The organism is Algoriphagus sp., from assembly GCF_030694375.1.
GTDB lineage: Bacteria > Bacteroidota > Bacteroidia > Cytophagales > Cyclobacteriaceae > Algoriphagus.
This window is the reverse complement of sequence record NZ_JAUXYL010000041.1, coordinates 328839-350216: the sequence shown is the minus strand read 5'-3', so window position 1 is coordinate 350216 and position 21378 is coordinate 328839. Positions and strand designations below refer to the sequence as shown.

The 21378-nt window shown below is 43.9% G+C and carries 21 protein-coding genes; 5 read left to right on the top strand and 16 right to left on the bottom strand.

The features are described 5' to 3' along the window. Window positions 1-68: 68 nt before the first annotated feature. The 3 genes from Q8M62_RS17430 to Q8M62_RS17420 all read right to left on the bottom strand — a co-directional run bounded on the left by Q8M62_RS17430 (window position 69) and on the right by Q8M62_RS17420 (window position 3629). Window positions 69-1073 (bottom strand): 4-hydroxyproline epimerase, encoded by a 1005-nt coding sequence (locus Q8M62_RS17430; RefSeq protein ID WP_304899412.1) that lies wholly within the window; start codon window positions 1071-1073, stop codon window positions 69-71. A 124-nt stretch (window positions 1074-1197) separates the two neighbouring features. Beyond that, window positions 1198-2643 carry an aldehyde dehydrogenase (NADP(+)) gene (locus Q8M62_RS17425; protein WP_304899411.1) on the bottom strand — a complete coding sequence of 482 codons (1446 nt, stop codon included), beginning with the start codon at window positions 2641-2643 and terminating at the stop codon, window positions 1198-1200. 95 nt (window positions 2644-2738) lie between these two features. After that, window positions 2739-3629 carry a dihydrodipicolinate synthase family protein gene (locus tag Q8M62_RS17420; protein WP_304899410.1) on the bottom strand — a complete coding sequence of 297 codons (891 nt, stop codon included), beginning with the start codon at window positions 3627-3629 and terminating at the stop codon, window positions 2739-2741. A gap of 245 nt (window positions 3630-3874) precedes the next feature. Between Q8M62_RS17420 and Q8M62_RS17415 the strand changes: the two genes are divergently transcribed. The 4 genes from Q8M62_RS17415 to Q8M62_RS17400 all read left to right on the top strand — a co-directional run bounded on the left by Q8M62_RS17415 (window position 3875) and on the right by Q8M62_RS17400 (window position 6612). Further along, window positions 3875-4735: an AraC family transcriptional regulator gene (locus tag Q8M62_RS17415; protein ID WP_304899409.1), complete on the top strand. Its 861-nt coding sequence runs from the start codon at window positions 3875-3877 to the stop codon at window positions 4733-4735. A 366-nt stretch (window positions 4736-5101) separates the two neighbouring features. Continuing rightward, the gene (locus Q8M62_RS17410; protein WP_304899408.1) at window positions 5102-5650 is read left to right on the top strand and encodes a hypothetical protein; all 549 of its coding nucleotides are present in this window, start codon (window positions 5102-5104) and stop codon (window positions 5648-5650) included. A gap of 18 nt (window positions 5651-5668) precedes the next feature. Then, window positions 5669-5893, top strand: a complete 225-nt coding sequence (locus Q8M62_RS17405; RefSeq protein ID WP_304899407.1) for a hypothetical protein — start codon at window positions 5669-5671, stop codon at window positions 5891-5893. A gap of 188 nt (window positions 5894-6081) precedes the next feature. Beyond that, window positions 6082-6612 (top strand): hypothetical protein, encoded by a 531-nt coding sequence (locus Q8M62_RS17400; protein ID WP_304899406.1) that lies wholly within the window; start codon window positions 6082-6084, stop codon window positions 6610-6612. A 62-nt stretch (window positions 6613-6674) separates the two neighbouring features. Here the strand turns inward: Q8M62_RS17400 and Q8M62_RS17395 are convergent, their stop codons facing one another. The 6 genes from Q8M62_RS17395 to Q8M62_RS17370 all read right to left on the bottom strand — a co-directional run bounded on the left by Q8M62_RS17395 (window position 6675) and on the right by Q8M62_RS17370 (window position 10982). After that, entirely contained in the window at window positions 6675-8249 is a 1575-nt protein-coding gene (locus Q8M62_RS17395; protein WP_304899405.1) for a M1 family metallopeptidase, read from the bottom strand. A gap of 16 nt (window positions 8250-8265) precedes the next feature. Further along, window positions 8266-8748, bottom strand: a complete 483-nt coding sequence (locus Q8M62_RS17390) for a GNAT family N-acetyltransferase (protein WP_304899404.1) — start codon at window positions 8746-8748, stop codon at window positions 8266-8268. 52 nt (window positions 8749-8800) lie between these two features. Beyond that, complete coding sequence (locus Q8M62_RS17385) at window positions 8801-9238, bottom strand: UPF0158 family protein (protein ID WP_092729043.1); 438 nt, start codon at window positions 9236-9238, stop codon at window positions 8801-8803. Between the two features lie 90 nt (window positions 9239-9328). Beyond that, on the bottom strand, window positions 9329-9976 hold the full coding sequence (locus Q8M62_RS17380) for an alpha/beta hydrolase (protein ID WP_304899403.1): 648 nt from the start codon (window positions 9974-9976) through the stop codon (window positions 9329-9331). A gap of 96 nt (window positions 9977-10072) precedes the next feature. Further along, on the bottom strand, window positions 10073-10375 hold the full coding sequence (locus tag Q8M62_RS17375; RefSeq protein WP_304899402.1) for a DUF3784 domain-containing protein: 303 nt from the start codon (window positions 10373-10375) through the stop codon (window positions 10073-10075). Between the two features lie 112 nt (window positions 10376-10487). Beyond that, window positions 10488-10982, bottom strand: a complete 495-nt coding sequence (locus tag Q8M62_RS17370) for a cytidine deaminase (RefSeq protein ID WP_304899401.1) — start codon at window positions 10980-10982, stop codon at window positions 10488-10490. Between the two features lie 119 nt (window positions 10983-11101). On the opposite strand from Q8M62_RS17370, the gene Q8M62_RS17365 reads away from it, so the two are divergent. Then, on the top strand, window positions 11102-12433 hold the full coding sequence (locus Q8M62_RS17365; protein WP_304899400.1) for a saccharopine dehydrogenase family protein: 1332 nt from the start codon (window positions 11102-11104) through the stop codon (window positions 12431-12433). A 75-nt stretch (window positions 12434-12508) separates the two neighbouring features. On the opposite strand, the gene Q8M62_RS17360 is transcribed toward Q8M62_RS17365, so the two are convergent. The 7 genes from Q8M62_RS17360 to Q8M62_RS17330 all read right to left on the bottom strand — a co-directional run bounded on the left by Q8M62_RS17360 (window position 12509) and on the right by Q8M62_RS17330 (window position 21365). After that, the gene (locus Q8M62_RS17360) at window positions 12509-13570 is read right to left on the bottom strand and encodes a DUF4249 domain-containing protein (protein ID WP_304899399.1); all 1062 of its coding nucleotides are present in this window, start codon (window positions 13568-13570) and stop codon (window positions 12509-12511) included. 96 nt (window positions 13571-13666) lie between these two features. Next, window positions 13667-14713: a DUF4249 domain-containing protein gene (locus Q8M62_RS17355; RefSeq protein WP_304899398.1), complete on the bottom strand. Its 1047-nt coding sequence runs from the start codon at window positions 14711-14713 to the stop codon at window positions 13667-13669. Between the two features lie 4 nt (window positions 14714-14717). Then, window positions 14718-17120: a TonB-dependent receptor gene (locus Q8M62_RS17350; RefSeq protein ID WP_304899397.1), complete on the bottom strand. Its 2403-nt coding sequence runs from the start codon at window positions 17118-17120 to the stop codon at window positions 14718-14720. Between the two features lie 119 nt (window positions 17121-17239). Beyond that, complete coding sequence (locus Q8M62_RS17345) at window positions 17240-18703, bottom strand: IPT/TIG domain-containing protein (protein WP_304899396.1); 1464 nt, start codon at window positions 18701-18703, stop codon at window positions 17240-17242. 113 nt (window positions 18704-18816) lie between these two features. After that, window positions 18817-19524: a tRNA1(Val) (adenine(37)-N6)-methyltransferase gene (locus Q8M62_RS17340; RefSeq protein WP_304899395.1), complete on the bottom strand. Its 708-nt coding sequence runs from the start codon at window positions 19522-19524 to the stop codon at window positions 18817-18819. Next, a complete protein-coding gene (locus Q8M62_RS17335) occupies window positions 19524-20126 on the bottom strand; it encodes a DUF2179 domain-containing protein (protein WP_304899394.1) in 603 nt (200 codons plus the stop codon). The genes Q8M62_RS17340 and Q8M62_RS17335 overlap by 1 nt, the downstream gene beginning before the upstream one ends. A gap of 75 nt (window positions 20127-20201) precedes the next feature. Next, entirely contained in the window at window positions 20202-21365 is a 1164-nt protein-coding gene (locus Q8M62_RS17330) for an MFS transporter (RefSeq protein ID WP_304899393.1), read from the bottom strand. Window positions 21366-21378: the final 13 nt, after the last annotated feature.

Sequence of the window (21378 nt, the reverse complement as noted above, 5' to 3'; positions counted from 1 at the left end):
ATGTACGAAGTACCAAGTAAGGGTTCTCGTGGAGAGTCTTTGTACTTGGTACTTTGTACTTCGTACAGTTAGATTACTTGAAATCCATGGACATACGGGTCGTCGTCGTCCAGAATGATAGTGTTGTATCCGTAGACTTTTGCCCAGCCTTCGATGCTCGGGATGATGGCAGGTTTTCCGGCAATTTCAGTCACTTCCTCGATCCGTCCGATAAATTTCGATCCGATAAAGCTTTCATGAACGAATTCATCTCCCGGCTTCAGCCATCCTTTGGCAAACCATTGGGCCATCCGTGCCGAAGTGCCCGTGCCGCAGGGCGAGCGATCAATGGCTTTGTCTCCGTAGAACACAGCATTTCGGGCTGTACTGCTTGGATCCAATGTTTTCCCAGTCCAAAGCACATGAGAAAGCCCTCGAATCCGATCATGTTCGGGATGGACAAAATCGTACTTCTCATTCATTTTTTGCCGTAGATTTCGTGCCATGGTGATCAATTGCTCCGCTCTGAAATGTTCGATTCCTGCGAAGTTTTCCTGTGGATCAACGATGCAGTAGAAGTTGCCTCCATAAGCAACGTCGACAATTAGCTTTCCAAGCTCTTCGGTTTCGATCTCTAACGCTTCTGCGGCCAGGAAACTTTTCACATTGGTCAGCTTGACCGATTTGACTTTTTTACCTTCCTGCTTGTATTCGACCAAAACCAAACCCGCAGGAGCTTCCATTCTCAGAAAGCCCGGAGTTTTGGGATGAATTAATCCTTCCTCAATGGCAATCGTGATCGTCCCAATCGTGCCATGACCACACATGGGCAAGCAACCTGAGGTTTCGATAAAAAGGACCGCAAAATCGTTTTTAGGATCATGCGGAGGGAAAAGCATGGAGCCGGACATCATGTCGTGGCCTCGAGGCTCAAACATCAACCCGGTTCGAATCCAGTCGAGATGTTCGAGAAAATACGCTCGCTTTTCCAGCATATTGTTTCCTTGCAGAAAAGGAACTCCACCGGAAACTACCCGAACGGGATTACCGCAGGTGTGGGCGTCTATGCAGGAGAAGGTGTGTCTTGTTGGCATGTTAGAATTGTAAAATTCTAAAATTGAAAGATTGGAAAATTGCTGTCACTCTGAAAATTATGCATAGGGAGGATAGAGACTTTGCTTAAGGCAAATAACTACCCTTGCGCTCGTACTTCGTAAATCATTTGATATAAGCACCATTGACCATCCTCCAGATCCCTAGCGGGTTCCCATCTCGTAGCGCGTCAGGCAATAAATCCTGCGGCATATCCTGAAAAGCAATCGGGCGGACAAAACGCTTGATGGCATGTGCACCGACTGAGGTGCTGTTTGGGGCGGTTGTGGAGGGATAGGGTCCGCCGTGTTGCATGGCATATCCTACTTCAACGCCGGTTGGGACGCCTTTGAATAGTAATCTGCCGCATTTTTCCTCCAATAAATTGAGGAGAAAAAGCTGATTTTGAAGTTCTTCGGCCTCTGCCCAAACGGTAATTGTCAGTTGCCCGTGAAGCTTTTTAGCAATCTCCAAGAGTTCATCTTCGCTTTTGTACACCACCATCATGGCAAATGCGCCAAACACCTCTTTTTGAAAGACAGCATCACTTAACCAGTCTTTTGCCTTGATTTCTGCCAAAGCTGTACTTCCATTGATCAGATGCTTCGGATCGGCCACTTTGACCCAACGGAGTTCTTCCCGGGATTGTAAATATTGGATCGAATCGTAATAAGCCTGAGCAATCCCAGGGTGTAGCATCGGTGCCGAGGCAATATCATTCAGTTCGTCTGCGATTGCATTTTCAAAGGCTATGGCATGCTCCTTTGGTACAAAGATTAATCCCGGGTTGGTGCAAAACTGACCCACCCCTAGTGTCAGTGACCCGATGAAAGCCTTTGCCAATGGCACTATTTCATTTTCGAGTTTTTTGGGAAAGGTGAAAATCGGATTCACTGAGCCCATTTCAGCATAGACAGGAATCGGTTCTTCCCGCTGATTGGCAAGATCAAAAAGTGCCTTACCACCCACGTGGGAGCCTGTAAATGCTACGGCTTTTGCAAGGTGATGCTTCACCAAGGCTTGTCCCTCTGCAATCCCTCCTTCGATATGTGTAAACAAGGCAGAAGGCAAACCTGACTTTACTATGGCTTCGTGAATGCAATCAGCGACTTTTTGGGAAGTTTCGGGATGGGCAGGATGGGCTTTGTAGATAACCGGACATCCGGAAGCGAGGGCAGAAATGGTATCCCCTCCAGCTGTGGAAAATGCCAAGGGAAAATTGCTTGCACCAAAAACAACCACAGGTCCAAGCGGAGTCAGAAAACGGCGGATGTCTGCTTTGGGCAATGGGGATCTGTTTGGATCGGCAGGATCAATAGTAGCTTCCACCCAGGATCCTTCCTTTACCAAGTTGGCAAAAAGGCGAATTTGTCCTGTTGTCCGTCCCAATTCTCCATTGATTCTACCTTCGGGAAGGTTGGATTCTCTGACCGCCAAAGGAACAATTTCTGCCCGATGGGCTTCCAGTATTTCTGCCAAAGTTTCTAAAAACGCAGCCTTTTCTTTACCCGAGACATTTTTATAGAAAAGGAATGCTTCTTGGGCTGCGCTGAAAATTGAGTCGTAGGTCATCGAATGGGAAAATTTTAAAATTGAAAGTTTGAAATAAGACCGGAGATCGAAGACAGAAGATGCTTCGATCTCCGGTCTTCAAGCTTCCCGCTTTTTTACAATTTCGGTCTTTTTGCCAAGCCTTCGGTAATAATTCCCTCAATTCTTTCTCTTTCCTCACCGATCAGTGTCAATCTAGGCGCACGGACATGCTCAGAACCGATTCCACAGTGTTGCTCGGCAAGCTTGATGTATTGAACAAGCTTGGGATGAATGTCCAATTCCAAAAGGGGTAAAAACCAGCGGTAGATTTCACGGGCTTTTTCATATTCACCCCCTTGAATCAGGTTGTAAATGGTCACTGTTTCCTTTGGGAAAGCACAAACCAAACCTGCAACCCAACCCACTGCACCCATCAGCAGTTCTTCCATAGCCAAGGTGTCCACTCCACAGAGAATCTGGAAGCGATCTCCAAATCGATTGATCATGCGGGTCACATTGGAGATATCACGAGTCGATTCTTTTACAGCTTGAATAGTTGGACAGTCGGCTAATTCTGCAAACATGTCTAATGTCACCAAAGTCTTATAATCCACCGGATTGTTGTAGATCATCATCGGGAGTTTGGTGGAATTAGCGACGGTTTTAAAATAGGTCACTACTTCTCTTGCATCGGCGCCATAGCGCATAGGAGGTAGGATCATCAAGCCTGAAGCTCCGAGTTCTTCAGCTTTTTTGGCCCAAAAGAGCGCATCCTGAGTTGCACCTTCTGCGATATTCAAGATCACAGGAACTTTACCATTGATGTAATTGACTGTTTCTCGAGTTAGTGTGATTTTTTCTTCTTGGGACAAAACAGAGCTTTCGCCCAATGTCCCGCCGAGGATTATCCCATGGACTCCACTTTCCAGCTGAAAGTCGAGGTTTTTGAAAAATAGATCCATGTCCAGACTTCCGTCTGCGTGAAATTTGGTCGTCACTGCGGGAAATACACCTTTCCAATTCATAGTATGTTGAGTTATCCCCCAAGAAGAGGGAGGGTTAAATATTTTCAGGGGTGATCCTTGGATTTAGGTTTAGCAAAACACGAAGAGCAGCATAAATCAAGAATCTTTGAGCGTTGTACTTTATTTCAAAATTAGAATGTTCAAAACCTCATTTCTTTCACAGAATTAGTACTTTGTGATACTATATTGATATTTATTTAGAAATTTGATTTTATTTCTATTCAAAATAATACTAGTTAGCGATCGTGACTAAAGTTATTTCTTTCCAGATTCCAAAATCCAAACGGGAATTTGTCCGGTATCAAGAGGACAGAGGAAGACATTTTTATGACAAACTCCATCAACATCCTCAGTTGCAATTGACAGTAATATTGGAGGGGAAAGGTCAATTTCTCAGTGGAGATTATGTGGGCCGATTTCAGGCTGGAGATGTGTTTTTTTTGGGAGAAAATGCACCACATGTTTTTAGAAGTGATTTGGAATATTTTGGAGGAGAGGAAGGGTTTAAATCAGCTGGAAACACAATTTTTTTTGATTTTGATGCTTTGGGAAAAGCCTTGGGGGAATTGGAGGAACTACAGACACTTCGGAGGTTTAAAAATTTTTCAGGATTATGTTTTCAGGTTTTTGGAGACAGCAAAAATTCCATCTTGGAGCTTTTCAAAGCTTTTTCCAAAAGCTCAAAATTGATCCAGTTTCAGCTTGCCATCCAATTATTGTCAATTCTGGAAGAGTCAGGACAAGATTTGGTGTCATTGAATCGCCCCTTAGTTTTGCGAGGGCTTTCGGAGCGAGACGGTAAGCGCATGGATCAGGTCATACAATTTCTCCTGGAAAATCGGTTTCGACAGATCAAATTGGATGAAGTAGCCGCAGAAGCTCATCTGAGTAAAGAAGCTTTCTGCCGCTTTTTTAAGCTTCGTACGCGTACCACCTTTACGCGGTACGTGCTTCAGCTGCGGATAAATGAAGCCCAGAAACTATTGAAAGAAACAGACTTGGGAATTTCAGAGATTGCCTATACCGTAGGTTTTGAGAATTTGTCCTACTTCAACAGGGCTTTTAAAGGGATTGTCGGAAATTCCCCAAGAGCGTTTCGAAAGTGAGTTTTGTAATAGCTTAGCTACTTCTTGCTCAGCAAAAGCTCAAGGTAAGTATTGAGAAGCTGATAGTCGATTACTGCTTTGTATCTCCAATACCTTAGCTTTTTCTCTATGGTGTCTTTCTTTTGGCAGGAGGTGGAAAGCTGTTTTTCTAATTTTCAAAACCATAAACCCCTTCATTGTTTCCCTTTTTGGGGAACTTATACCCGATTTGTTTAACGACCACTCGATTTCTCAAACCAGGAGATTTTCATGGAATCATAACCTAAAGGCCAAAAAATCAAATTTATAGGCTGTAAAAGCATTTCCTGAGGACTCTAAAAAAATCAAGGCATTGGCTTTGGTTAAGGTATCTGAAATAACAAAATCATGAAAAAATTTTACATCACCGCTTTGGCACTTATTCTAAGTGTGAGTGCTTTTGCTCAGACAGAACGTAGCTTGGAAGAAATCGACCGAACTAATTCTTGGTTAAAAGTAGGTGCATTGATTGGCGCTCCCTCTAGTGCAGTTGGCAATTATTCTTCTTTTGTATTGGGATTGGACGTAGCCGCTCAGTTTTTGAGAACAAATAATTTTGGAGTAGGAATCGCAACGGGCTATTCCAAATACTTTGAGAAATCAGAAGCTCCTGCTTACCAGGGGATGAATGATGGTTTTGGAGCCATTCCACTTGGTCTTTTATTGAGATTCTATCCTCAGCCAGAAGGCATTTTTGTCGGAACTGACATTGGATACACGTTCCTTTCTGGAGTTACTTCTGTGAACACAGGTGGAGCATACATCCGTCCGATGGTAGGTTATCACAACTACGATTGGAATGTTTTTGCTTACTACAATCACATCTTCAGACCCGAGACTACCATTGATGTTCAAAGTGTTGGTCTAGCCATTACGCGCAATCTTAGATTCAACTAAAAAGAAACTTATAACCATATGAAGGCATCTAAAATCACCAACTTCCTAGCCATGAGTCTTATAATGGGACTTGGGCTTATTCAAGGAGCATTTGCTCAGGACAAAGGGCTTGACATTAAAATAGATTTAAGTCCGGAGCCAGTTTGGTACGAACAAACATGGCTGCTAGTAGCAGCTGGAGCTGCGGTATTTATCCTAATCCTTGTCGCGATTTTGAAGAATAACGGCAAAAAGATAGGCTAATAAAGTGAGGACCGGATTTTAGGATTTGGATTTTTACTTTTTATTTAAAAATTAAGGTTACTGACTTAAGTAGCCATTGAAAGGGAAAATGCGGTTACACTGCTTTTCCCTTTTCTTTTTAGTCTTAAATCAGAAATCTTTGCTGCCATTAATCCGTATGCTTTCGGAGGAAAAATTAATTTTACTGTATGAGAAAGTTATTCTTGGGGGTGTTTTTAGGGATATTGTTTCAATCGAATGTTTTTGCACAGGATAGTCCATTTCTTAGAGTAGAAACAAAGCGGAATATTCTGACCCAAAAGGTTGAAGTTTTTGAAGGTTCAAAACCATTGAGAAAACAAGATGTAATGCTACTTCTGTCCGAAGATCCTGAGGCATTGGCCCTCTACGAAAAGTCACTTCGGAGACAAAAAATCAATGTGGCCCTCTCGGTTTTAAACGTGGGATTATTTGCCGGCTCTACTTTCTTGGTAATTTCTCCTCAGAGCCAGTCCTCCACATTTAGTAATTTGTTTTGGCCGATAACGCTCGGGACTTTAGGTGTTGGGATTGTTTCAGGGATTTTAAGTGGAGACGTGCGAAATCTTACCAGAGAAGCTGTTGATCTCTACAACTTTGGAAATCAAAATGGCCCCCCGGTTTACTTTCAGGAAAATCGAATCGACCAGCAGATCTTTAGTTTTAAGATTCCGATTTCCGGAAAGCCCTCATTATTTTAGGAAGCACCAGGCGGTTGTTGGCCGTGTTCAGACTTAGGTGTATCACTTTACCCAAAAGGATTTTATCGCTTCATCATCATCCAGCCAGATGGATCGACTACGGGAGGTGTGGTGCTTAATACATCCACTTCTTTGGGACCTGCATTGATTCGCTGAATGCCCTCGGAAGTCAGCACTTCCAGGGGCATTTCAAAAGCTATTCCCTGAAGCGAAATGCTATATCTCGACTTGCCTTTTTTACTTACTTTCAACCGTGGCAATTCCGTAGAATAAAGGTATAAATCGAAGAATCCCTGAAGATTTTTTCCGGAATAAGCTTGCACAAATTCGATGAAATCGTTCGTGTTTACCTGATTCTGATAGGTGAATCGCTCATCAGATGCGAATGCTTTGAGCATAGGGAAAAAGATTTCGTCTCCCAAAATTCCCCGAAGTGAATGAATGACCATTGCCCCTTTGGTGTAGATCTCCGGATGATAGGCCTGCTCTTCGGTCGAATTGATTGGACCTACTACAGGTCTGGCGTGCGGGATATTTTTGGACTCGGATTTGACCTTTGTAAAATAGGCCTCGGGACCGCCATGCTCCCAGTAGAATAGCCAATCTCCATAGGCAGTAAGTCCTTCATGAATCCACATGTCTGCCCAGTCTCCCACGGAGACCTTGTTTCCAAACCATTCGTGACCAAGCTCATGGTGCAGAAGCCAATCGTACTGCACTTTTCCCATCTGAACAAACTGGAAATTGTTCCCATAGGCATTGATGGTTTGATGTTCCATGCCCAAGTAGGGCGTTTCGACCACCGCTATTTTATCCTCGGGGAAGGGAAAGGCTCCGAAGTATTTCTCTTGTGTTTCAGTGCTGGTTTTTAATACCTCCAATAAAGATTTGGCTTTGTTACGGTTTTCCTGAAGTACCCAGACATGCATGGGTACAAGCGCTCCTGAGACAGACAGAAAGTCCATTTTTTCCTCATGAAAAATACCCATCGTGAAGTTGATGTTGTACAAGTTGATCGGGTAGGAGGTTGACCAATGGTAAGTAACTTTTTCATTTTTCACCACTGTTTCTATTTGCCGCCCATTGGATGCCACAAAGTAAGGCTTGGGGACAGTAATAATGATATCCACTCCTTCGCTTGGTTCGCTGGATGGATGGTCCAGGCCTGGCATAAAAATTTGTGAACCCTCTCCTTGAGAAGACAAACCCATCCAGTGGTTTCCCAGCTGGTCCTTTTCCCAGGTAAACCCGCCTTCCCAAGGCGGATTGACGGCAATCGGAGTTTTCCCTCCGTAAAATACCTGAACCTGATCACAAGTACAGTCGATTGGGAAAATGTCCAAAATATCATTTTGATGATTGAATTGCACTTCTTTTCCATCCATCAGCACGCTGGAAACCTGATACGCTTCTATTAGATTGAGCCGTAGCGTGTCAAGTTTTTCGCTTGCAGAAAAAGTCACCGTATTGGACCCCTGAATGGATTGTGTTTCAGGAAGAAGCTCCAATTCCAGCCGGTAGTGCCGTACTTCAAATTTTTGCTGTAGCGGATCTACAGGTCCTCCCCAGTCCCAGTTTTGTGAAAAGGAATACTGCGCAGAAAGCACCAAAAGTATCATGAGGAAGATTTTTTTCATTTTCTTGGAAATAGTGTTAGGGAAGGCGGTAAAGAATTTCTTTCAATGGTACGCCAAAGTCTTCGGAGTGTTTTTCGGAGACTTTACGAAAGCCAAAGCTTTCGTAGAGATGAACAGCAGAATCCAATCCCGAAGTGGTGTAAAGATAGGCGCCAGAGAATCCTCTTTCTTGGTAAAAATCCATCCATTCCCTGATCAGTTTGCGTCCGAGTCCCATTCCGCGGTAATTTTTTTCCAAAATGAAATAGCGTAACTGAGCCTTGTTTTCTGGTTGGTGCATCAGCAAGAGAAACCCGACCAGTTGCCCCTGATCTTCCACTACCCAAACTTTGTCTTTGGCGGGATCATATTGTCTGTAAAATTCAACCAAGCTTTCCATCACATAGGCTTCAAATCCTAGCCCAAAGCCATGCTCCTCAAAGTATATTCGTCCGTGTAGTGCCGCTACTTGACCCAAATCTCCGGGTAAAAGCGTATTCCTAATGCTGATTTTTGACATGATGGTGTGTCCAAAAAAGAAAAGCCGCTAAGATTTTCAGCGGCTTGAATATTTAATCTTCGGTATAGTTGAATGAATCAACTTGCTCTTTGACCCAATCGGCGTACTTTCCTTTTCTGTACTCCTGCCATTCAGCTTTGTATTTGGATCCGTCGATCAGAAACTTAAATCCGGTGGATGCTTTTGGCTTGCTTAATGCGTTGACTAAATCCTCGGCTAGGTTGCGTTCTTTTACTTTTCGGTCAATAAAATCCTGCATCATCTGATGCTCCTGGGCCGGTTCCATTTTTGTAAACTCAGCGAAATTGTCGGGATTTTCATCGATTTCGTCCAAGACATCCTCTTCGGCCTCAGTCAAGTCGTAGTTGAAGTAATCTTCATCATCAGGCATTTGGTGAATCTTCTTCTTGTCGATTTGGTAGAAGCAGATCATTCCTTTAAGTAATTGGGCAGCAATATTGTCTACCTCTTTTTCATTAAGCGAAAGCATGGATGGGGTTTGATATTTTTTTAAAAATACTTAAGGTTGAATTTCAACAATTTGTTTGAATGTTAGCAATCTCGAGGCCAAAAATTAGCCTTATTTATTCGCATTTATGATTTTATCCAAAACTTCTGTATCCAGCTCATGACCACCGTCAAAAGTCAGCCTTTCCACCTGCTTTCCAAGATTTTGGATCAGTTCTTCTTGCTTTTGTATGCTTTCGGAGGTGATCAGATCATCCTTTTCTCCCAAAACCAGAAACATTTCTGTCTCTGCGAAGGCCTCATTTGCCGACTCAATATTCAAATCAAGCGCAAAACCCCCTGACCACAGCACGAGCGTATCAATTTTTCCAGTCCAATTACTTGCCCATCGTGTAGCCGTAGCAGCACCTTGTGAAAATCCCAATACGTGGACCTTTGGTTTTTCTTCGTAGTGCTCCATAAAGGATCCGATCAGTTTGTCCAATAGTCTGTGATTATTGGCGATGGCAGTTTCCCGCTCGTGTTTGGTCATCCAATTGGCCCCAACCCGACCTTGAAAGCCTTCCAAATAATTGTAATTTGTACCCTCCGGTGCAATGAAGAGTCGTTCGGGAGAATAAAATGATTTGAATTTTCGAACGAAAAACTCAGCAAGCTGCCCATATCCATGCACGACCAGCCAGATTTCTTTTTCTTTGAAAGTCGGTTCATGAGAGAGGAAGAAGTGCGATTCGTATTCAAATCGGATGGAATGCTTCACTTTTCTGAGATTAATGGTCTTTAATTCAAAAGTACGCCGTTGATTTTAACTTTTGTTTGTTTTCGATCTAACTGCCGCATTTTCAGATAAGCTTGGTCATTTTTTATACTTTCTCAAGTAAGGCACAATAATCAAGTAGGGAACTCCTGTAAATACAGCAATAAATAAGGCATTGGTTTGAAGACTTGGATTCCCCGTGAATTCAGTGAGTAGGATACCAACGGCAATAATCAATGCCATTCCAAACATGCCATTTCGGAATACATTTGCAATCGCTTCAATATTGATTTGCTCTTTTTCTGAGGACGACATGGTATTGTATCCGGCAATAAGAGAATACATTTTCCCATATTTCACCATTATACCCAGTACAATAAAAAGAATTACAATTCCTACCATAAATGCGATATTGAAATTGAGAGGCTTTTTTAGGTTGTTTGAAAATATAAAAATTTTCTAAAAGATTAGGTCACTCTAATTCTGAAAGGAATATAATACCTACAATTAGGCTTTAGTATTCTAATCCAGCGCTATTGAGATCGTCAAACTTTATGGGCAATAGAGCCGAAATGCCCTTGATCCGTAATACGGTTCCGCTTGCACTTAGAATCAACATCGTTATCGGTTTTTTGAACCGGTTTTCTGTCTCATTGATAGCCTGTCGACACATGCCACAGGGTGATACACCGGCCCATTTTTCCTCTCCTGCCCGATGCGCAACTATTGCCAGCATGACGGGTGCGGAAGTTGGATAATTTGCTCCTGCATAGCCCAAGACTATTCGCTCGGCGCAGGTTCCTACCGGATAGCTGACATTCTCCTGATTGGAGGATTGGAGTACTTCTCCATTTTCCAGTAATAGCGCCGCGCCAACGTTAAAGTTGGAATAAGGTGCATAAGCCAATTTTGAAATGGTTTGAGCTCTGGAAAGGAGAGCTTGCTCAATATGATCAAGTTCCTCGGGGCTCAGTTCCTCGATTTCGGAATTCAGAATTATTTTTTTCACTTTAAAAATAAGTTTAGGCCAAACCTAACGATCAAAGTAAGGAATTGTTCCTAAAATCCTGCGTATAACCCTTTCTTAGCCGAAAAATATTCCCAATTTCGTTGAGCAAACCCGATAAAATGAGCACAATACTAATTCTTGGAGCAGGTAAGTCCTCCACCTATCTGATTGATTTTTTGGCGGATAGTTGTGCGGAAAAGAGCAGAAGTTTGATTCTTGCAGACCTAGACCTGGAAGCAGCCAAAGCAAAACTTAAAAATCGAAAAGAAACTCGAGCTGAGCAGTTGGACTCAGCAAATGATGCGCAAAGAAGAGCGTTGATTGCCAAAGCTGATGTGGTGATTTCCATGTTGCCAGCATTCATGCACCCATTGGTTGCGAAAGATTGCTTGGAGCTGGGGAAGCATTTTTTTTCAGCCTCTTACGAGTCGGACGCCATGCGGGAGATGAGCGCCGAGGTCGAGGCAAAAGATCTTTTTTTTCTGAACGAATGCGGACTAGATCCCGGGATCGACCACATGTCCGCGATGAAAATAATCCATGAAGCTAAGTCCAAAGGAGAGGAGATCCTATCCTTCAAATCGTATTGTGGGGGACTTTTGGCACCGGAAAGTGAGGATAATCCTTGGAAGTACAAATTCACCTGGAATCCCAGAAATGTGATTTTGGCAGGGCATGGAACCTCCCGCTACATCGAAAAAGGCGATCTGAAGTATGTCCCCTATCATCAACTATTCAGGCGACTGGAAACGGTAAGTTTTCCGGGATTGGGAGATTTTGACGGCTATCCCAATAGGGATTCACTAAGCTATCGACAGGTATATGGATTGGAAACTATCCCGACCATGATTCGGGGCACACTGCGACGGGCCGGATTTTGCAAGGCTTGGGATGTATTTGTGCAGTTGGGCATGACCGATGATTCCTTTCAGATGGAAATGCATGAAAACACCACGCTTAGGTCCTTTTTGAATGCATTCCTACCCTACCATGAATCCTTGAGCGTGGAGGAAAAGCTGGCGGAAGTGATTCCGGACCTCGATTTTCCAACTTTCGAAAAGATGCAATGGCTGGGTTTTTTTGAAAATCGGCATTTACCCAAAACCAAGGGGACTCCTGCCCAGATTCTTCAGTCCATTTTGGAGCTGGATTGGGCATTGCTTCCGGAAGATCGGGACATGATTGTGATGCAGCATTTGTTTGAGATCAAAACCAAAAATGGCTTGAAAAAGGTAAGTTCGAGCTTGGTGAGCTTCGGACAGGATTCAGTGTATACGGCCATGGCCAAGACCGTTGGTCTGCCTTTGGCGATAGGGGTGGATTTATTTTTAGATGGGAAAATCAAAAAGTCGGGACTTCATGTCCCGGTGATTCCGGAAATTTACGAGCCTATTTTAGCTGAGCTCCTGAAGTTCGGGATTCGGTTTGAAGAGAGAATCCTTGAGGTATAGGATAAGGAAAGAGCTAACCGGAAAATGGGGAGGACTAAATTTTAGTGATTTAGGAAAGAGTAAAGTATGAGTTGGTTAGGGAATCCAGTCCAGGGGTGGATCTACACTTGCTCCACTCACCGTTCTACAATCGTCAGGTATGAGGCCATTGTTTTGCCTGAAGGTTAGATCAGATTTATCGATGTAAATCCGTCTGGAAGATTCTCCTGCAGCCATAAAATAGCCCAATACCACTTCATCGGGATTTTCCAGATTGATCATATTTCCCCGAATTGTAGCCGGTGGAGGATCAAAGATTGATCCATTGATTTCGGCTTGCTGCTTTACCAGTCGAAGGAATCGATAGGCTTCTTGTGAAACCGCATACTGTTTCAGATCTACTCTCAATTTACTCACGAAGCGAAGACCGTTATCTTCGATAAAAGCAGCCGGAATTCGGGTAGTAAGTCCATTGAAATTATCATCCTGTGCGATGAATACGCTTTGATTGCCTGTGATTTCAGTTCGATAGCAAATTGCGCAGCAGGGTTTTGGAAATACAATTCTATCTGGAAACTCTGGACTGGGTCTGGGAGTGAATAAATCCGGCCTCGCTTCCAAAACATGTACAACCGGGCTGAGTCTCCAGAAATAGAAGTTTTTTTGATCTGCCGGATCATTTATTTCTGAGATCAGTTGAACGCCGGATCGGGGATTGGTTTCGCCTTCTACCGGTACAGTGACGGTTTTTAAGGTGATATTTTCTATCTGAGGCACAGACTCCACCCGCTCGGGCAAAGAGGTGTAAACTTTCCCTTCCACAGTTTGAATCTGAAGGGTATAGGACTTTCCAATTTCTGCCCGAAATCCAGTTGGGGTAGTGTAATTTCCTCTGGAATTCTGATCCTCCTCCAGGAAAGTAATCCGTCCCTCATTGTCACGAATGACCACTGTAGCGCCCGAAACCGGGCGGATCAAGGCTTCAAAGACACTGCCATAGGTGGCACTGCGGGTCAATATAATCGTATGTGGTCCTGCTCCGGTATGAATGATACCTTCTATTGTCAAAAGTTGCTGCCCTTCAGGAATTGCTACCTTGAAGGGATCAATGCAGGCTACTGGCAATAGAAGGAGGATATAAATCAGTCTTTTGAACATTATTCGTTTAGGTAGCAAATGAATATTCCCCACTCTCTTTTAAGGAATCAATTCAAGGGATATTTAATGTCTCCAAATTTGAATCGAAAAGCATGATTAGGGTTTCCAGTCAAAAGGTGGGTCTATACTTGCACCACTCACAGTTCTGCAATCATCGGGTACAATTCCCGCAATTTGCCGGAAAGTAAGGTCGGATTTGTCAATGTAAATCCGCTTGGAAGATTCTCCGGCTGCCATAAAATAACCAAGCACCACCTCATCCGGATTGTCCAAACTGATCATATTCCCGCGAATCGTAGCCGGTGGAGGATCGAAGATCGACCCACTAATCTCCGCCTGCTGCTTCACCAAGCGAAGAAATCGGAAGGCCTCCTGAGATATGGAATACTGTTTCAGATCTACGCGTAACTTGCTCACAAATCGAAGCCCATTATCCTCAATAAACCCTGCCGGAATCCGTGTGGTGAGTCCGTTAAAATTATCATCCTGTGCGATGAAGAGACTCTGATTTCCTGTAGCCTCTGTCCTGAAGCAGGTGTAGCAACAGGCTTTGGGGGCTGGTGTCCGGGTTTCCCGATTTACAAACAAATCCGGTCTTGCTTCCAGCACATGGACAACCGGGCTGAGTCTCCAGAAGTAAAAGTTTTTTTGGTCCGCCGGATCATTGATTTCGGAGATCAATTGAACACCTGATCTTGGAATGATTTCTCCCTCTACGGGTATTGTCACTGTTTTCAGGCTTACGTTTTCAATTGCTGGACTTGACAACACACGCTCAGGCAAGGAGGAATAAACTTTTCCTTCCACTGTTTGGATCTGAAGCGTATACGACTTCCCGATTTCTGCTCTGAATCCTGCAGGCGTAAAATAATTTCCTCTGGAATTTTCCGTCTCTTCCAGAAATGTAATCCGTCCCTCATTGTCACGAATAACTACGGTAGCACCGGTGACCGGTCGAATCAATCCTTCGAAGACGCTCCCGTAAGTAGCACTCCTGCTGATGCTGATGGCATGAGGACCGGGTCCATTATGGATGATTCCCTCGATAGTTACGAGTTGTTGCCCCTCAGGCACCTCCACCTTGAATGGATCGATGCAGGCCATGGGCAGGAGGAGTAAGATATAAATCAGTCTTCTCAGCATCGGATTAAAATTTAATGGAATAACTCAAACTTGGAAGCGGTACGCCCAATATGGCCAATCGAAATGCTTGTGGAGGTGATCCAACTGCATCATCGAAGAAGATTGAGAATGGATTTTTTCTTCCGTAAACATTCAGCACAGAAAAAGTCCAATCTCCGTCGAAAAAGCGTCCTTTCCCTTTTAATTTAAAATTTGCTGCCAAATCCAATCGATGAAAATCGGGAACTCTCTGTTGGTTGCGGGAATCAAAATAGGCCAGATTATTTCCCGAAAAGTCAAATTTTGCTTCCGGGAAAGTGATGGGGCGTCCAGTGCTGTATGCAAAAGTCGCTGATACAGAGGTATTGGTGCTCACTTTGTAATTTCCGATCAGGGTCAAATCATGTGGCTTGTCAAAGTTGGATGCGTACCAGGCCCCGTTGTTGATGTTTTCCTCTTCGAAGGGTGTAATTACCCGGCGAAGTGATCGGGAATAGGTGTAAGAAATCCAGCCGGTCAGCCTACCCAAATTCTTTTTCACATAAAGTTCTATTCCGTAAGCTCGCCCTTCTGCCGGAATTAGCTCGGTTTCCAGATGATTTTGCATGATGAGTGTCGCGCCATCTTTATACTCCACGACATTCTGAAGGTCCTTGTAATAGACTTCGATAGACGTTTCAAAAATATTGCCCTTGAAGTTGTTGTAGTACCCCACCGAATACTGATCTGCGATCTGTGGTTCCAGGAAGTTGTCGCTAAGCTTCCATACATCTGAAGGGGCAATCGTGGCAGTATTGGAAATCAGATGGATAAACTGGTACATTTTATTGTAGCCAAGCTTCACCGAACTTGCCTTATTGAATGAATAGCGGAATGATGCCCTTGGCCCAAGACCATCATAGGTCTGGATCACTTCACCATCGCTGTAATTTGTTTCTCCTATGGCACTGCCATCGGAAACAGGTTTATTTTCCCGGTATTGACGGACTACTCTTGCCCCGAGGTATCGGTAAGTATCATAGCGTAAGCCATAGGAAAACCCAAACTTTTCGCCTAATTCAAATTCATGCTGAAAGTGAACTCCGGCCTCTTGCCCCACTTCGTTTTGCACTTTTTTGGGTAGAATTTCCTGTTGGGTGCCAGTTGGTATCAGTTCGCCGGGTTGAATATTGACCTGCTTGAAATCCCCCCCAAAGACAACCTTATTGGTTTCACTGAAATTATAGCCTAGATAGAGCTTCCCTCCAATATCCTGAATGTCTGAGTTGATATCAAAATCATTGATTCCGCTTTGATTGAAAATCCCATAATTATAGAGCGAATAGTAGCCCAAAGCCTCCAGGCTAAGCTTTGAACTTAGTCTACTTTTCCACTGCAGTGAATGGGCATTATTTTTCCAGGAGATCGTCGTGTCGGAAGCAAAAGCAAAATCATCGTAGCTCGTGTAATAGCTGTAAGTGAATTCATTTTTATCCGAAATAGGTGCACTGATGACCAGATTGCCATCATAAAAATTTGCCTGGGAATTTTTGACCGTAGGGTTGCTAAGGGAATTGAGAAACCAATTGATATATGATATTCGAAATCCACCTAAAATGGAAACTTTGTCCTTGATGACGGGTCCGTTGACTGAAAGCTTTCCTGAATAGTTACTCAGCATCAGGTCACCACCCCATTTGGTGATGCTGCCTGCTTTAGGCAAAATATCCAGAATTGCTGAGCTTCTTCCTCCGAATCGAGCCGGAACCACTGCTTTGTAAAGGGTGACGTCATTGACTACATCGGCGTTGAAAGCGGTAAACAATCCAAACATGTGGGATGGATTGTAAATCGGTGCACCGGCAAATTGAATCAGATTTTGATCCACGCCTCCGCCTCTGACGTTCAGTCCTGAGGATGCTTCCCCTACCTGGCTTACCCCCGGTAAGGTGGCCAAAGATCTCACGATGTCTATTTCTCCCAAAAATGGGGGTAACTCCCGAATCGTATTCATGCTCAGGGTAATGGCCCCCATGTCAGTGGAGCGGATATTTTTCTCAGGATCTCTTCCGAAAATAACCACATCATCCAACTGAAAGTCCTCCTGTAGCATCCTGAGTGAAATTCTCCCATCTCCTACAGCGGTGATTGGATAGTTGATGGTTTCATAGCCCACATAGCGAAACTGAAGATTGTATTCTGCCCGATCCAGTATCAATTCAAAGCTCCCGTTGTTGTCTGTGATTTTGACCAGATCCAATTCAGGAACGGTCACCGTGGCACCTACCAATGCCTCTCCAGTGATCGCATCAGTAATTCTACCGGAGATTTTAACACCCTTGAGCTGTCCAACGTCTCTTCCGACCACTTCCCGCTTCGTAGGAGAGGCGATCTGAGCCCAGCTGGCGTGACCAATGAAAAATAGTAGAAGGAATAGAATTTTTTTCATGTGTTTAAAATTGTTTTTATCGGTCACATGGAATCTTCGCATTGATTATAATATCCCAGTGTGTGACTTTTTTGTCACTCCTGTCTGCCTCAGGCAGGCTCGATTTCGACGCCTCTGTATTAAATGCCATTTGGATCAAATCTGTAAAGTTCCATTGGAAGTACACCTGCAATAGATTCCTCAGGTGCCCGAAGAATATAAATCTGCCCATTAAAGGTAAAATAGCCGGTGTTGATGCTTTGAGGTAGGCCTGGCACTGAATTTTTCGCCTTCCAAACCAAGGATCTCAAGTCAAGCTCAAAGAATTGTTCTGTACGTCGGTAAAGTCCGATATAGACTTTTTCTCCAATGACCTGAGCCAATCCATATCCGTTTCCCTGGGAACCCGGGTAAGAACTGAAAATCCTCCAAGAGTCATTTGTTGGTTGATATTCCCAAATTCGGCTATCGGAGGCTACGAAATAGGCTTTGTTTTCGAAAACAAACCAAGCCAAGCCATTATTGATATCAATTGGAGTGGGAGCTTGTGTACTCCAGGTTTGTGCAGTTGGATTGTACTTTCGGATACTTCTGGTACCGATTCCTGATCCACCTGCAAGGAAAAGTGCTCCGTTTAGCTCAAAAGCCAAGGAGTTAAAACTATTGGTCGGTAAATCCGGAAGCCGTGTGAAAGTGCTTCCGTCTATTCGCCAGAAATCTCTCTTTAATTCAAATACATCCCGTGAAACTTCAATGGCGCCCCCTCCTAAATAATTTGAAGTGGCAAAAGCTCCTTCCCGGCTTTCTCCTGGGAAGTTGACAGCTGACCAGGCATTGGATTGGGGATCAAATCGCTGAAATCCCTGATAATATCCGGCGCCTAACCTGAGGGATCCGATGCCTACAAAAAAGCCTGACTGATTTTGGAAAAAGACATTATCATAGATTCGCTGTCCTTCCGGAAACTGACCAAGCAAGGTGTATTTCCCGGACTGATATTCGAAATTTTGGCTGAATTCCAATATTTTATTCTGAACCTGTACACGCACTTTTACAATTGGATCAGTTGAGGCTGCAGGAATTCGAACTCTCAGTCGTGATTCGAATTGATTCTCAAGTATTGTGGCTTCCTGAGTTCCAAAGAATACCTTGGTCCCCAGGGGTAGATTTCGGCCTTGGATTATTATCTCAGCGCCAGGCTTTGAAAATGTAGGGCCATAAGATTCGATGATTGGATTGAGGGTTTTGACCTCGATAGATTCTCCATAAAGATCAACTCCACCCACGCTTGCAAAGGCCCTGACATAATAAATCTGATTGATATCAAGTCCTTCGGCTTCTCCAATAAATCTTCCGGGACCTTCCTTCACGCCGAGAGAGACAATGATTGGGGAGGGGAAATTTTCGGCGGTAGAAATTTGAAATCCATGGTCTGTTGTAGTAACAGGCTGATCGGTAATTAATCTGCCCAAGACTCGGACTTTATCGCCACTTACAAAAATCACTTCCTCTGTGGCAACCACAGTAGTGGCATCTCCTTCTTGGGTACAGGACCATCCAGCCAAAAGCATCAAAAAAATGCTCAATGACAGTATTTTTCGCATAAAAATGGGGTAGTAGTTTGTTCAAAAATATGAAAAAGAGGGAGTTTATCAACTGGGCGGAAAAAATGTCCTGATTATTTTACCAAAATCAAAAGGATTAGAACCGAAATCTCTTAATAACCCAATAAAAAACCGGAAAGCAAGGTTGAATATGAGCCTGTGTATTTTGAATCCTCCTCTTTAAGTACCAATTCTTCCGCTTTTTTAACCAGTTTTTGAAAAGTAAACTCGCAAACCCACCGATGAACAGGTTTGCTGTGCCCATCCCGTATCTGAATTCTCTGGCAACAAAATAAGCCTCGTTTTTCAGCCAGTACCACTAAGTCTTCCATCTGTCGGGGAGGGAGGATCACCCAAAACTTTCCGGGTTCGGTAAGGAGTGAGGATACTTTTTCAATCAGTTCGTCAAAAGACAATTCGTCCGTGTGGAGTGCTCTGTTCCGTTTGGAGTCTTGGGATTTTAAATGAGCTGGGAAAAAGGGCGGATTGCTGACGATCAGATCAAATTTATCGAGGTCGGGGAGATCTTGGATTCGGGCGTGGATTATTTTCAGTCTTTCCGAAAAGTGACTTTCCCGGAAGTTTTCTTCAGCCTGAGCCGCAGCATCCGCATCAATTTCGATGGCTTCAATTTGCGCATCAGGAAACCGCTGCGCGAGCATTAATGCGATTACACCTGTTCCTGTGCCGATGTCCAGAATTTTGGATGGGTTTTCAGCTTTTGCCAAGGTGCCGAGTAAAACCGCGTCGGTACTGATCTTCATGGCACAGCGATCCTGATTCACCCGAAATTGCTGAAACTGAAACCAAGATTTCCCCATTAATTTCGGGCCTTGCTGAAAAATTTGCTCCGGAATCCAGCTCGGTCTTCCATCGTATTAAGATCATCTTCAGAGACTCTTTTGACACTTTCAATCGTGTAGAAGGCCTTTTCATCCACTTCTTTCACCTTGGAAATAAATTCTTGGAGCGTGTCCCGCTTCATTACTGTAAAAAGTAAATTCACTTTTCCGAAACGTCCTTCTCCCCCCACATTGGTGAATCGGTAATTTCTCATTTTCATAAACTCAAGCAAATCCGGATGTGGTTCGGGAGTAATCACCCGCACGAGTACCCGTCCAATGGCGAGTTTTTCTTCCAAGGTCATCCCGACGTAGGTGCCCGTAGCAAAGCCTCCTGCATAGGCAATGTAGGAAAGTGGATTGTCTACATTTTGGAAAATCTGCCCAATGGCTAACAACCAAATCATCGCTTCAAAAAAGCCCAAAATCGGCACAATGTTCTTCTTCCCATTCATCATAAACATGATCCGGAGTGTATTGATCGATACGTCGCCAATTCGGGCCACAAAGATCAAAAGTGGCATCAGGACATAATTGAGGAGGTTTTCGGAGATCCCGAAGGAATGAAGCAAGTCTTGCATGGGTAGGTTAAAAGCTTTCGCAAAAATACCTCTTTTCTTCGGCTTAGGAGCTGAAATAAACTGAATTTGATCAGGTTAAATCTTACGGTTTCTTCCGGCAGGCAAGCCAAATAATATGAACTGAACTGTCATAATCAATAAAAACCAGATCAGAATATTCCAATTGTCAAACAAATCAAGCGAAATTCCAAAGATCAAAGGACCCAATGCTGCCAAAATGTACCCTGCAGATTGGACCATTCCCGAGAGTTTGGCGGTAGTTAAATCTTCGGCTGACCGAAGAGAAATTAAAGTGTAAGCAATGCTTAGGCTGGCACCACTTCCTATTCCGATGATGGTCAATGCTGCAAAGGCAATGAGTTCGTTTTGGATAAAAAGCGCACTGTAGCCGACCAGGTAGCCGATGCCTACAATGAGGATGACATTGGATTGTTCTTTGAGACGAATCAGATAATTGGGAACGAAGAATGTTCCGATTAGGGAAATCAACTGCATGTAAGACAAGGCAATTCCTGCTTTGACAGGACTCATTCCCCTTGCGATCAGCATGTCAGGAAGCCAAGTCACCATCGTAAAATACATCACCGATTGGGCTCCCATAAATAGGGTTATCTGCCAAGCTAATTTGGATTTCCAGACATTCTTGGCTTTGAGTAAATCCCCCTGAAAGCCACTTTTACGGCTGCTCATCTGAGGAATCCACACCACCAAAGCCAAGACCATGAGGACACCCCAAGATGCCAATGACCCCCGCCAACCTAATCCCAAATCGACAGCCAGCGGAACACTGACTCCCGACGCAACTGCTGCGAAGAGTGACATTCCAGTAGAAAGTATCGCTGTCATCAAACCGATTTTTTCCGGAAGTCTCGCTTTGAAAAAAGGGATCATTAACACATTGGCGATCACGATACCAACTCCGGTCAAAGCGGTGCCGAGGTATAGCAATTCGATTCCGCCGAGGACTCGTACTACTACGCCGATGGTAAGGAGTAATATTCCTAAAAAAATGGCTTTGCCATGCCCTAGTCTTTTCCCTATCGATGGGGCAAAAAGAGAAAATACAGCAAAAGTCAAAAGGGAGAGTGTCGTGAGAAATCCCGCCAGCCCATTGGAAATCCCAAGGTCTTCTCGAATAAATGGAATCAAGGGTCCAACCGAAGCTATCGAAGTCCTGAGATTGATTGAAATCAGAATGATGCCGAGGATTAAAAAGGCTTGGCCGGAAGATTTTTGCATTTACGATTTTTGA

Excerpts from the sequence above, each read along its gene's own strand:
- Q8M62_RS17430 (WP_304899412.1), bottom strand. The coding sequence starts at position 1,073 with ATGCCAACAAGACACACCTTCTCCTGCATAGACGCCCACACCTGCGGT.
- Q8M62_RS17425 (WP_304899411.1), bottom strand. The coding sequence starts at position 2,643 with ATGACCTACGACTCAATTTTCAGCGCAGCCCAAGAAGCATTCCTTTTC.
- Q8M62_RS17420 (WP_304899410.1), bottom strand. The coding sequence starts at position 3,629 with ATGAATTGGAAAGGTGTATTTCCCGCAGTGACGACCAAATTTCACGCA.
- Q8M62_RS17410 (WP_304899408.1), top strand. The coding sequence starts at position 5,102 with ATGAAAAAATTTTACATCACCGCTTTGGCACTTATTCTAAGTGTGAGT.
- Q8M62_RS17405 (WP_304899407.1), top strand. The coding sequence starts at position 5,669 with ATGAAGGCATCTAAAATCACCAACTTCCTAGCCATGAGTCTTATAATG.
- Q8M62_RS17400 (WP_304899406.1), top strand. The coding sequence starts at position 6,082 with ATGAGAAAGTTATTCTTGGGGGTGTTTTTAGGGATATTGTTTCAATCG.
- Q8M62_RS17395 (WP_304899405.1), bottom strand. The coding sequence starts at position 8,249 with ATGAAAAAAATCTTCCTCATGATACTTTTGGTGCTTTCTGCGCAGTAT.
- Q8M62_RS17390 (WP_304899404.1), bottom strand. The coding sequence starts at position 8,748 with ATGTCAAAAATCAGCATTAGGAATACGCTTTTACCCGGAGATTTGGGT.
- Q8M62_RS17385 (WP_092729043.1), bottom strand. The coding sequence starts at position 9,238 with ATGCTTTCGCTTAATGAAAAAGAGGTAGACAATATTGCTGCCCAATTA.
- Q8M62_RS17375 (WP_304899402.1), bottom strand. The coding sequence starts at position 10,375 with ATGGTAGGAATTGTAATTCTTTTTATTGTACTGGGTATAATGGTGAAA.
- Q8M62_RS17365 (WP_304899400.1), top strand. The coding sequence starts at position 11,102 with ATGAGCACAATACTAATTCTTGGAGCAGGTAAGTCCTCCACCTATCTG.
- Q8M62_RS17360 (WP_304899399.1), bottom strand. The coding sequence starts at position 13,570 with ATGTTCAAAAGACTGATTTATATCCTCCTTCTATTGCCAGTAGCCTGC.
- Q8M62_RS17355 (WP_304899398.1), bottom strand. The coding sequence starts at position 14,713 with ATGCTGAGAAGACTGATTTATATCTTACTCCTCCTGCCCATGGCCTGC.
- Q8M62_RS17350 (WP_304899397.1), bottom strand. The coding sequence starts at position 17,120 with ATGAAAAAAATTCTATTCCTTCTACTATTTTTCATTGGTCACGCCAGC.
- Q8M62_RS17345 (WP_304899396.1), bottom strand. The coding sequence starts at position 18,703 with ATGCGAAAAATACTGTCATTGAGCATTTTTTTGATGCTTTTGGCTGGA.
- Q8M62_RS17340 (WP_304899395.1), bottom strand. The coding sequence starts at position 19,524 with ATGGGGAAATCTTGGTTTCAGTTTCAGCAATTTCGGGTGAATCAGGAT.
- Q8M62_RS17335 (WP_304899394.1), bottom strand. The coding sequence starts at position 20,126 with ATGCAAGACTTGCTTCATTCCTTCGGGATCTCCGAAAACCTCCTCAAT.
- Q8M62_RS17330 (WP_304899393.1), bottom strand. The coding sequence starts at position 21,365 with ATGCAAAAATCTTCCGGCCAAGCCTTTTTAATCCTCGGCATCATTCTG.